General features: G+C 61.4%; 1 pseudogene. It reads right to left on the reverse strand.

Going from position 1 to position 329, the window contains the following annotated elements:
• A pseudogene (locus ACFWJO_RS38940) lies at nt 1-226 on the reverse strand (Asp/Glu/hydantoin racemase); the annotation flags it as partial.
• Between the last annotated feature and the right edge of the window lie 103 nt (nt 227-329).

Here is a 329-nt window from a genome sequence, read left to right on the forward strand (position 1 = left end):
GAACGTCGCGCGTCGCCGCCATGAGGTGTCTTCGCTCGGACACGAGTTCGGCCATCTCCAGGCTGACGGGCACGGGCTCGTACGGCGTGCGCGCCAGATGGAGGCTCACCTCGAGGGGAGCCCATCGCCACAGTTCTCGTTCGAGCGCCAAGTCGAACGGGGCGATGATGCCGATTCCCCGTTGCGCGATAGGCCCCTCGAATTCGGGAATGTTCAGTTCCAACACCAGGCCTCACCTTCGTTTCGGCCGCGCCCGAGCATTATCAGATTGTTGACAATCATACGAGTTACTCATACGGTGTCAACGTGAGTCGGAACCCGATCGTCGC

The organism is Streptomyces sp. NPDC127092 (genome assembly GCF_042722475.1).
Classification (GTDB): Bacteria; Actinomycetota; Actinomycetes; order Streptomycetales; family Streptomycetaceae; genus Streptomyces.